9 protein-coding genes are annotated in these 10,495 nt (G+C 67.7%); 6 read left to right on the forward strand and 3 right to left on the reverse strand.

Annotated elements, in window-relative coordinates:
* Window positions 1–1,091: AMP-binding protein (locus ACWELQ_RS25655; RefSeq protein WP_452399600.1), on the forward strand; the 1,091-nt coding region annotated here is incomplete at its 5' end.
* Between the two features lie 208 nt (window positions 1,092–1,299).
* Here the strand turns inward: ACWELQ_RS25655 and ACWELQ_RS25660 are convergent.
* Entirely contained in the window at window positions 1,300–2,796 is a 1,497-nt protein-coding gene (locus ACWELQ_RS25660) for a DUF222 domain-containing protein (protein WP_452399601.1), read from the reverse strand.
* Between the two features lie 177 nt (window positions 2,797–2,973).
* On the opposite strand from ACWELQ_RS25660, the gene ACWELQ_RS25665 reads away from it, so the two are divergent.
* On the forward strand, window positions 2,974–3,360 hold the full coding sequence (locus ACWELQ_RS25665; RefSeq protein WP_452399602.1) for a hypothetical protein: 387 nt from the start codon (window positions 2,974–2,976) through the stop codon (window positions 3,358–3,360).
* A gap of 75 nt (window positions 3,361–3,435) precedes the next feature.
* On the forward strand, window positions 3,436–4,758 hold the full coding sequence (locus ACWELQ_RS25670; protein ID WP_452399603.1) for a serine/threonine-protein kinase: 1,323 nt from the start codon (window positions 3,436–3,438) through the stop codon (window positions 4,756–4,758).
* 70 nt (window positions 4,759–4,828) lie between these two features.
* On the opposite strand, the gene ACWELQ_RS25675 is transcribed toward ACWELQ_RS25670, so the two are convergent.
* Window positions 4,829–5,221, reverse strand: coding sequence for an SCO5389 family protein (locus tag ACWELQ_RS25675; RefSeq protein ID WP_452399604.1), 393 nt, complete (start codon window positions 5,219–5,221; stop codon window positions 4,829–4,831).
* 57 nt (window positions 5,222–5,278) lie between these two features.
* Window positions 5,279–6,322 (reverse strand): nitronate monooxygenase, encoded by a 1,044-nt coding sequence (locus ACWELQ_RS25680; protein WP_452399605.1) that lies wholly within the window; start codon window positions 6,320–6,322, stop codon window positions 5,279–5,281.
* A gap of 198 nt (window positions 6,323–6,520) precedes the next feature.
* Between ACWELQ_RS25680 and ACWELQ_RS25685 the strand changes: the two genes are divergently transcribed.
* The 3 genes from ACWELQ_RS25685 to ACWELQ_RS25695 all read left to right on the forward strand — a co-directional run.
* Window positions 6,521–7,360, forward strand: coding sequence for a M23 family metallopeptidase (locus ACWELQ_RS25685; RefSeq protein ID WP_452399606.1), 840 nt, complete (start codon window positions 6,521–6,523; stop codon window positions 7,358–7,360).
* 59 nt (window positions 7,361–7,419) lie between these two features.
* Complete coding sequence (locus ACWELQ_RS25690; protein WP_452399607.1) at window positions 7,420–8,400, forward strand: LuxR C-terminal-related transcriptional regulator; 981 nt, start codon at window positions 7,420–7,422, stop codon at window positions 8,398–8,400.
* 245 nt (window positions 8,401–8,645) lie between these two features.
* Window positions 8,646–10,495, forward strand: a 1,850-nt coding sequence (locus ACWELQ_RS25695; RefSeq protein WP_452399608.1) for a non-ribosomal peptide synthetase, incomplete at its 3' end; no start/stop codon positions are given.

Consider the following 10,495-nt stretch of genomic DNA (forward strand, 5'->3'; position numbering starts at 1 on the left):
GCGAGGACAGCCTCGAACACCTCATCACCACCGGCTCCCCCCAAGCCCCGCCGCCCCCCGGCGCGGAACCCCGCATCATCCTGCTCACCAGCGGCACCACCGGCACCCCCAAGGGCGCGCCCCGAGCCGAGCCGAAATCCCTCGCCTCCCTGGGCGGCCTGCTGTCCAAGGTCCCGTTCCGCGTGAACGAGGTGACCGAATGCTGCGCCCCCATGTTCCACACCCTCGGATTCGCCTGCGCCATGCTGACTCTCGGCTTCGGCTCCACCCTGGTGATCCGCCGCCGCTTCGACCCCCAAACCGCCATCGACTCCATGGCCGAACACCACGCCACCACCCTGATCGCGGTCCCCGTCATGCTCAACCGCATGATCGACCTGGGCGGCCGCGCCCTGACCGGCCACGACCTCTCCGCCCTCCGCATCATCTTCGTGGCCGGTTCCCAACTCGGCGCACAACTCTGCCGCGAAGTCACCGCCGCCTTCGGCCCCGTCGTCTACAACCTGTACGGCTCCACCGAAGTCGCCTACGCCACCGTCGCCACCCCCGCCGACCTGGCCGAAGAACCCGGCTGCGTAGGCAAACCGGTACTCGGGGCACGCGTGGAGATCCTCGACGACCGAGGCCGCCCCGTACCCAACGGCGCTACCGGTCGCATCTTCGTAGGCAACACCATCCAATTCGAGGGCTACACCGGCGGCGGCCACAAAGAAATCATCCGCGGCCTGATGTCCTCCGGCGACGTAGGCCACTTCGACAGCAAGGGACGCCTTTTCATCGACGGCCGCGACGACGACATGATCGTCTCCGGCGGCGAAAACGTCTTCCCAGTAGAAGTCGAAGAACTCCTCTACACCCACCCCGCAGTCCGCGAGGCAGCCGTAATAGGCATCACCGACGAACAATTCGGAGCCCGCCTGAAAGCCTTCGTAGTAGTCCACGACGGCCAAACCTTCACAGAATCCGAAGTCAAAGACTTCGTCAAATCAAACCTGGCCCGCTACAAGGTCCCCCGAGAAGTAATCTTCCTCCCCGAACTCCCCCGCAACCCCACCGGCAAGGTCCTGAAACGCAAACTCCAGGAAGCCTGACCCTTCCCTTTTGTCTTGTCTCTGAAAGGTGATCCGTGCAGTCCGCAGGCCGGTAGGCGAGTCACGGCTCCCAAGTCGCGTCAGCGAAAGTCCGGTAGGGCAGGCGACGCAACCACACTTCCGGTACATGCCACCTCGACGCAATCCCGTTGCAGCACAATCACGCGAGTAGTCTTCCCCCCGAGTTACCTGGCCTCGAGCCGCTCAATCACATGTTGATCCCAGCCCGTCGCGAAGCGCGGGCGCGTGCCTGCCGGCGACGTTGGCTTGGGGTGGTGTAGACGTGCACCAACTCGGTCATGATGTTGACCGCGACCCCCGGATCGAAAATCGACCCCGTCGGCTCGGCGTCCGGGACACCGTCGGCGGTGACCGGTGGCACGACGGTGGTCGGGAACAGGTAGAGGCTGCCTTCCGGCTCAGTGATGGCGGATTCGCCTGTGGGTGTGCGCCATTCGACGACACGACCGGGGTGGTGGCGCACGGTCCAGCCGTTGGCGTGGTTGTCGGCGAGTGTCTTGAGCCGGTGGTGGCGGCGGCACCGTGCCCCGAGGTTGTCCTCGGTGGTGTGCCCCCCGGCTTGCGGGTTGGTGTGGTCGAACCGGTCTTGGTGGTCGAGATCGCTGGCGACGGCCGGGATGTGGCAGCCCGGCGCACGGCAGATCCCATCGATCGCGCGGGCTTGGCGGGCGACGCGGGCACCGGGGCGGTAGCGCAACTCGGTGTCGGGATTCTTGGCCGTGTGGATGGTGACACTTGCTGCGGCGGAGCCGGTTTCCGGAATGGCTGTCGGCACGACGGTTTCGGTGATGACCTCGAAACGGGCGTGGCGGGCGATCTGACGCGCCAGGTCGGGGTCGATCGCGCCCAGGCCAGACAGCAGGGCCGGGTTGTCCTGCAAACCGGCCAGTGTCTCGGCTGAGACACCCACTTGCACAAGCGCTTTACGCGCGACCGGGGTCTCACCGACAACGGCACGCGGGCAGTCGTCCTGCCCGCACTGGCACACCAAGCGACCGGAGCCATCCGCGAGGGCCACGAGCGCGTCCGCGCGGCGCTGAGCCACGGTACGAGGATCCTTGCCACAGCACTGGCCCGACGCCATCTCACGCAGGCGCTCGTAGACGGCCTGGCCACCGGCGGCGGGCAGGACACCGTCAAGGAGGGCGGTGCCGTCGTCGTGCGCGGTGATCGAGACGTAGCGGTCGGCCTCAGCGGCCTTGCGGCGCGCGGCTTGACCGGCCGGGTCGGCTTCGAGGAGGCGGCGGCGGGCGGTGCGGCGGATGCGTTGCGGGTCAGCGTTTTCGGCGTAGGCAGCCAGGTTCGGTTCGAGCTCGGCGAGCAGTTCGTCGGAAGCGTTGGTCAGCGACTTGGTGATCGCACGAGTCTGCGCGAGGTCGATCCGGCCCTCCGCGAAGGCTTCACGAGTGGCGGGACAGCGGTTCTCCAGATCCAGGCCGAGCGCGATCAGGCTGTCGGCGGAGGCTTGCGAAACCTTCAGCGCGATACCGATTTCGGTGGCGGTGTCCTCACCCGCGTTGAGGTTGCTCACGCCCAGATCGAGTTGCTGCGCGCGGCGGAGGTGGTAGAGCCCGGTCATCAACGCGGTCTCTTCGGCTTGCAGCGCAGCTATTTCCGAGTGCACCTCGCGGAGACGCGCCACCAACTCTTTGGCGGCGGCGATCTCATCTGCGATATCACTCATACAATCGATAATAGTTTCGAATCATGCGACACGAAATACCATTCGAAGCAACACGCTCTGTAAAATATTGGCTACTAATGAAATTCGCGCACAATCTCCACATTTCGATCGGGATTCCCACGCCCTCAGCCGATAACGTCATGCCGAGTACCGGGACGACCGTTGGGGGAGGCAGATATGCGGCGGATGCTCCGTGACGCGTTATGGGTATTGCTAGGAGTGATGGTCGGCATCGCGATCATGGTCGGATCCGCCTATTGGGCGCTGATCAAGCTGTCGAATGAGGTGTTCGGTGATCCGAAGTGGGATGGAACCTTGCAGTTCATAGCCGACTGCCCTGTCGGCTCGGCATGCCGCGTCACCAGCCTGCCCGATCAAACGCCGAGCCTGGCCGTCAAGGGAAAGCCCGGGGGCACGGTCAGTTTGGCTCCTGTGCCTACGATCGCGGGTTTGCAGACGGGTGATCACGTGTCCTGCACCTTGCATGTCGAGGTATGGACGTGGGGCCAGTCCTACAACGACCCCGAGCCGCAGAACACCCTGGAGAACTGTCACCGCACGTAACCACTGCGGTGTCCGGATCAGCCCCGCCGCCGTATGCTGAGCACCGCGCATAGGGCAGTAGATCTGGGAGGGCACGTGCCGGGGGACGGTCAACTCGGCCATTATCGGCTCCGCAGCCTGATCGGCCGGGGCGGTATGGGCCAGGTGTGGCTGGCCGAGGACACCCACCTGGAACGGGAAGTGGCGCTGAAACTTCTCCCCGTCGAGCTGGCCAGCGACGAGGACTATCGTCGGCGCTTCGAGCGCGAGGCCCGCCTGGCCGCGCGGTTGCGTGGCCCCCACATCGTCCCGATCCACGCCTTCGGCGAGCTGGACGGCCGCCTCTACATCGATATGGAGCTGGTGGACGGCTCCGACCTGGCCAAGATTCTGCGCGAGGTGGTGTCGTTGCCGCCCGCGCGTGCCGTGGATCTCGTCACCCAGATCGCCGAGGCGCTGGATATCGCGCACAAGGCCGGGCTGGTGCATCGAGATGTGAAGCCCTCCAACGTGCTGACCCTGCCCAACGGCTTCGCCTATCTCATCGACTTCGGCATCGCCCGGGGCGTCGGCCAGGCCACCATCACCACCACCGGTGTGGCCGTGGGGACCTGGGCGTACATGGCTCCGGAACGCTATTCCGGCACCGAGGACCTACGTTCGGACGTCTATTCGCTGGCCTGCCTGCTCTTCGAAGTCCTCACCGGCGTCAAGCCTTTCGCCCATTCGGACCCGGTCCAGCAGATGGCCGCCCACCTCACCGCCGACCCGCCCCGCGCCAGCGACCACAGCTCCCTGATCTCGGCCGCCATGGATTCCGTGATCGCGCGGGGCCTGGCGAAGGATCCCGCGCACCGTTTCCCCAGCGCCGGAGCCTTGGCCGCCGCCGCCAGGACCGCCCTGGAATCCCGTCCCGCCGCAGCCGTTTCCCGCCCCGCGCCCCCGCGCCGTTCCGCCCCCACCGCGAAATGGGACAGCGGCGAATCGGTTCCGAACTACCCCGCCTATCAGGGCATGACCCATACCCCGCCGCCCGCCGCCGTGCCGCCGCCTCGGGATCGCACGCAGCTGCCGCCCCCGTCCATGCCGTATCCCGGAATGTCCTCGGGCACGCCGGGTTACGCCTCGCCGTACGCGTTCCGCCCGACCGGCTACACCCCGCCGATGCAAAAGCCGCAGGTCAAGCCGTGGCAGCCGGTGTGGTGGGTGATCTTGTCTCTGCTGACCCTGCTGTTCGGCATCATGGCCATCGGCACCGTAGGAGTGACGGTCACCAGCGGTTTCGGCGGTGTCGGAACGACGATCCTGGCATGGTTCCTGTTCGTCGGTCCGACGGCGTGTTTCGTCTGGTTGTGCACTCGCGAGGTCCGCAAGTTTCGTTCCGAGCGCCGCCGCTGGCGGGCGGCAGGTGGACGCTGAACAAGAAACGGCGCGACCGGGTTTCGGTCGCGCCGCTTGCTTGATCAGGCGCTCAGCGGTTTTCGAATACTCAGCAGTTGCGGAGTTCCGGGCTCTGGTTGAGCAGCTGGGCGCGGGTCGAGATGAACGTGCTGTAGGTGTCGCCGCCGACCGAGGACAGCGGGAAGGCCGCGACCCGGTGGCAGTTCTGGAAGGCGAGCTTGATGCCGAAGTGGCGTTCCAGCCCGCCGCGGATCGCGTCCGAGGCCATGGCGCGCAGGAGCTGGCCGCGGGCGGTCTCGTCGGGCGGGGCTATCGTGTTGTCCGCGTATTCCTCCGTGCCGGAACGCAGATCGGCGGCGACCCGGCTGACGACCTCATAGGCATAGGGCAGCGAGTTACGGACGCATTCGACGAACTCTGCGTCGCTGACCTCACCACGTTCGGCGCGCTCGAGTAGTGCGGTGGGTACGTCGAGTGACATATCGCTCTCCTCATGGGATGGCGGAAGGTGTCAGCCGATTGTAGACGGAAACCGTTGTCAATAACTCTGGATTCGCAATGAAAGTGCCCGTTCCAGAGCATTTTTCGCATCCGCGGTCAGGGCGCGCACCAGCTCGCCGGCCGGTAGCGAGACGGCCAGGGCATGCGCCTGACCTGCCCAGAGGTTGACCGCGTCGGCGTTGCCCTCGGCCCGCGCGGCCGACCGCAAAGGTCCGGTGGCGTAATGGATCTCGGGGTAGGCGGCGGGTGCGTCCAAGTGCTCCACCATGAATCGATTGCGCAGCCCGCGCGCCCGCCGCCCGGTGAAGGCCCGGGTCAGCATGGTCGGGGTGTCGGTCGTGATGGCGTCGCGGATCAGCGGCGCGGTCCCCGCTTCCGGGCAGCGCAGGAACGCGGTGCCGATCTGCGCGGCGGCGGCGCCGGCGGCCAGCACTCCGGCGACCGCCGCACCGGTGGCGATCCCGCCCGCCGCCACCACCGGGATGTCCACGGTGGCCCGCAGCAACTGCACCAGCGTCAGCAGTCCCAGTGGATCGGCGAGGTCGTCGGCCGGGTCGTCGACGAACGTGCCGCGATGCCCGCCCGCCTCCGCGCCCTGCGCGACAATCACATCCGCGCCCGCCGCCACGGCCTGCCGGGCCTCGGCCACGGTCGTGACCGTCACCCACACCTCGGACCCCACGGCGTGCAGTCGCGCGATCTCTTCGGCGGTCGGGCAGCCGAAGGTGCTCGACACCACCGCCACCGGCTCGGCGATCAGCAGGTCCAGCTTGGCTTCCCAGTCGTCGCTGTCGTACTTCGCGTCGCCGACGGGGAACTCGCGGGACAGCTCCTCTATATAAGGAGAGAACCGAGCGGTCGGACTGGGCTCGGAGGGATAGAACAGATTGGCCCCGAACGCCCGGCCTGTCAGCGCCCGCGTGGCCTTGATCCGCGCGCCCAGCTCACTCGCGGGCAAATATCCGGCGGCCAGGAATCCCAGCCCGCCCGCCTCGGACACGGCCGCGGCCAGTTCCGGAGTGGACGGCCCACCGGCCATCGGGGCGAGAATTATCGGCGTACCCAACTCGTCGAGAACCATGTCACAAGTGTGCCCCGTCGGTTACCTTTTGTGATCAAGGGTTCGAGTGCTCCAGCTGGCGTTATCGCACAAAAGGTTGCGGTTCGGTCACAACCGAGTACTGTTTCCGTCACAGCGATGCCGAATCGTTACCGGACCCACCGAACGCTAGGACTTGCAGTGCCGCACCACCGAACGACCGCGAACTCCGTAACAGTCATGGATTTGCTTGGTGATTCCGGTGCCGGCCGCGCTGGCACCTCGTCGCGCCGACGTCACCGGGCCGAACCCTCCGCCACCGATCGAGTGAAGACCGTCGCGGGCGTGGCCGTCGCCGCCGGAGCCCTGATCGGCACCGCGACGCAGCTCGTTCCCGCCCTCGCGCACGCCGCCCCCCTGCTCCCGAACCATGACGAGACGCCCACCACCGTCGGCGCGGATCTCGCGGTCGAGGACACGGCGCTCGAGCTCAAGCAGGCCAAGGACACCGCGCCGGTCGCGGACGCCACGCCCCAGGCCCAGCCGGTCGCCGCGGCAACCCCCGACCCGGCCCCCTTCGGGCTGCAGAACCTGCCGCCGGAGATCTCCGCGCCGCTGCAGCAGGCCGAGCAGACCCTCAAAACCCTGCAGCAGCAGCTCAATCCGGGCCCGAACGTGGTCAAGCCGGTCGACGGCCAGCTGACCTCCGGCTTCGGCATGCGCTGGGGCGCGATGCACTACGGCATCGACTTCGCCGACCCGATCGGCACCCCGATCCACTCCGTCATGGGCGGCACGGTCATCGATGCCGGCCCCGCCTCGGGCTTCGGCCTCTGGGTGCGTGTCAAGCAGGACGACGGCACCACCGCGGTCTACGGCCACGTCAACGACATGTACGTGAACGTCGGCCAGCGCGTGAACACCGGCGATGTCATCGCCTCCGTGGGCAACCGCGGTAATTCCACAGGTCCCCATCTGCACCTCGAGATTTGGGACGCCGCCGACAACAAGATGGATCCGCTGCCATGGCTAGCCAGCAAGGGCGTTCTCATGCAGCAGCAGTGGGGCCCGGACCAGTAGATCGTTCACCGCTTCCGACGACCGGACGTTTTCCGGACCGGCGCATGCCGGTGGGCGCGGTGACGACACTGGACGATCTGTTCGACCCCGCCTCCCTGCACGGGCGCGCGTACGGGGTGCTGATCCAGCACCCGCGTTCGACGGTGCCCGAAGTCGCCGACCGACTCAGCATTCCGCCGCGCATCGCCGAGACGGTGCTCGAGGCGCTGTGTCAGCTCGAGGCCGTGGTCCGGCTCACCGACGGCAAGGGCGTGGTGCGTTTCGACGCGCACGCGCCGGAAGCCCTGTCGGAGGCCGAGACTCGACGCCGCAATCAGGACATGCTGCGCATGCAGTCGGCCGCCGCGCGGCTGGGCGAGACCTTCCGCTCCGTGCGCCGTACCACCGACGCCGACGGCGCGGTGGTGGCCGTCTACGAACGCCGCCAGCTGCTGGCCGATTTCGAGGATCTGCAGCACACCGCGCACACCTGCGTGAAGGTGGTGGAGCGCGGCCCGTTCCTCTCCGATGTGGAGACCGAGGAGCGGATGTTCGAGCTCAAGTCCTCGCGGATTCAGGCCGGTATCGACTACCGGACGCTGTATCAGGAGACCATCTACCAGGATCCCGAGCGGCTGCGGCACGTGCTGGCCACCAATGCGGTTGGCGCGCAGGCGCGTACGCTGCCCGATCCGCCCATGAAGCTGATCGTCGCCGACGACCGGCGCGCGGTGCTGGTGCTGCACACCGATGAACGCCGCGGCGATCCCATGGGTGTGCGGGTCGGACCGTCGCCCACGCTGGATCTGCTGGTCAAGACGTTCGACGCGCTGTGGCTGATGTCCACGCCGATCTCGGTGAACCCGTCGGAGGCGCTGGACGAACGCGACAAGGCGATCCTGACGTTGATGAGCATGGGGGCGACGGACGACACCATCGCCCGGCGGTTGGGCCTGTCGCGCCGGACGGTGGTGCGGCGCACCGCGAGTCTGCTCGAACGGCTCGGGGCCAGCACCCGATTCCAGGCAGGAGTGCAGGCCACCCGCCGCGGCTGGCTGTGACCGCGGGCCGGGGACCGGCCGTGAATTGTGGGCTATTTCACTCGCGTTGATGAAGCTGCAACGCGGTACCGCTCTCGTTGCGATGGGTGAGTGAGAGCTCGGGCAGTAATTCTGCACCGGTGCACCCGTATAGGATTGCTCGGACCGCCACCACCACCGACTGCGCTCCCGCATGTCGCCGGGTGGGTGTCGAATTCGCTTCGGCCGGGCGGAACCTGATGAACGCGAGAGGTGAATACACTCGAATGGATACTGCCCGCCGTTCAGCTCGTGGTAGTCGTCGCCGCCGGTCCGGCAGCCTGCTCTTCGGGCAGCTTCTGACCGCCTCGGTCGAGGCTGCGGCCGATGCGGTGGCGATCCGTTTCAACCCGACCGGCGCCCCCGCCGACCAGCGGGAGCTCACGTATCGGGAACTCGACGAGATTTCCTCGCGGCTGGCGCGCGAACTCATCGACGCGGGCGTGGGCCCCGGCGATGTGGTCGCCATCGGGATCAGCCGTTCGCTGGAGTCGGTGCTCGCGGTCTGGGCCATCGCCAAGGCGGGCGCGGCGTACGTGCCGGTCGACCCGAAGTATCCGCCGGACCGCATCGAATACCTGCTGTCGGACTCGGGCGCGATGCTCGGCGTGACCAACTCGGCGCATCGCGCGCAGCTCGGAGACGGCGTCTCCTGGCTGGTGCTCGACGATCCCGAGGTCGAGGCGCGCATCGAGGCGCGGCCCGCACACCCCATCTCCTACGCCGACCGGGTGCGCGCGCTCACCGAGCAGCATCCGGCCTACGTCATCTACACCTCCGGTTCGACCGGCCGCCCCAAGGGCGTCGTCGTCACGCACACCGGTCTGGGCGCGCTGATCACCGCCGAGCGCGAGCACTACGGCATCGACCGCGACGCCCGGGTCCTGCACGTGTGCTCGCCGAACTTCGACGTCTCGGTGCTGGAACTGCTGCTGGCCTTCTCCTCCGGCGCGACCCTGGTGGTCTCGCCGCCGACCGTCTTCGGCGGGCAGGACCTGGCCGAACTGCTACGGCGCGAACGCGTTTCGCACATGCTCATCACCCCGGCCGCGCTGGAGTCGGTGGACGCGAGCGGGCTCGACGATCTGAAGGTCGTGGTCGTCGCCGGTGACAAGTTCGGTCCCGAGCTGGTGTCGCGCTGGGCGGTGCCCGGGCGGGCCTTCTACAACGGCTACGGCCCGACCGAGGCGACCATTCTCGCCACCAGCAGCGCGGCCATGGTGGCAGGCGAACCCATCACCATCGGCACCGCGATTCCCGGCGTCGGCGCGTTCGTGCTGGACACCCGGCTGCGGCCGGTGCCCGCGGGCGTGATCGGCGAGCTGTACCTGTCGGGTCCCGCGCTCGCGCAGGGGTACCTCGGGCGGCCGGGGCTCACCTCGGAACGCTTCGTGGCCAGCCCCTTCGGCAGCGCCGAGAACCCGGGCGCGCGGTTGTACCGGACCGGTGACCTGGTGCGGTACGGCCGCGAGGACGGGGTCATCGAATACCTGGGGCGTTCGGACTTCCAGGTGAAGATCCGCGGATTCCGTATCGAACTGGGCGAGATCGACAATGCGCTCGAGGCGCACGCGGATGTGGATTTCGCGGTGACCATGGGCAAGACATTGCCTTCGGGCGCTACGGCTTTGGTGGCGTACGTGCTGCCGACTGCCGGCCACGTCGTCGATACCGCCGCGTTGGCCGAGCACGTCGGCCAGAGCTTGCCTGCCCACATGGTGCCGTCGGCGATCATGGTGCTCGATTCGCTGCCGCTGACCGCCAACGGCAAGCTGGATCGCTCCGCGCTACCCGAGCCGGAGTTCCCGGCCACCAGTACGCGCGCGCCGTCGGGCCCGGTGGAAACGCAACTGGCGCAGCTGTTCGCGGAACTGCTGCGCGCCGAATCGGTGGGCGCGGACGATTCGTTCTTCGCCATCGGCGGCGACTCGATCCTGTCGATCCAGCTGGTGTCGCGGGCGCGGGCGGCGGGCATCGTGTTCACCCCGCAGGACGTGTTCGAGCAGCGGACCGTGGCCGGGCTGGCCAAGGTGGCCGTGGTCGGCGACGAGACGGCGATCGTCAAGCTCGAGGAGCT

It is taken from the genome of Nocardia sp. NPDC004722 (genome assembly GCF_053601505.1).

Coding starts and splice junctions, on each gene's coding strand:
- ACWELQ_RS25675 (WP_452399604.1), bottom strand. CDS start 5,221: ATGTCACTCGACGTACCCACCGCACTACTCGAGCGCGCCGAACGTGGT.
- ACWELQ_RS25685 (WP_452399606.1), top strand. CDS start 6,521: ATGGATTTGCTTGGTGATTCCGGTGCCGGCCGCGCTGGCACCTCGTCG.
- ACWELQ_RS25660 (WP_452399601.1), bottom strand. CDS start 2,796: ATGAGTGATATCGCAGATGAGATCGCCGCCGCCAAAGAGTTGGTGGCG.
- ACWELQ_RS25680 (WP_452399605.1), bottom strand. CDS start 6,322: ATGGTTCTCGACGAGTTGGGTACGCCGATAATTCTCGCCCCGATGGCC.
- ACWELQ_RS25665 (WP_452399602.1), top strand. CDS start 2,974: ATGCGGCGGATGCTCCGTGACGCGTTATGGGTATTGCTAGGAGTGATG.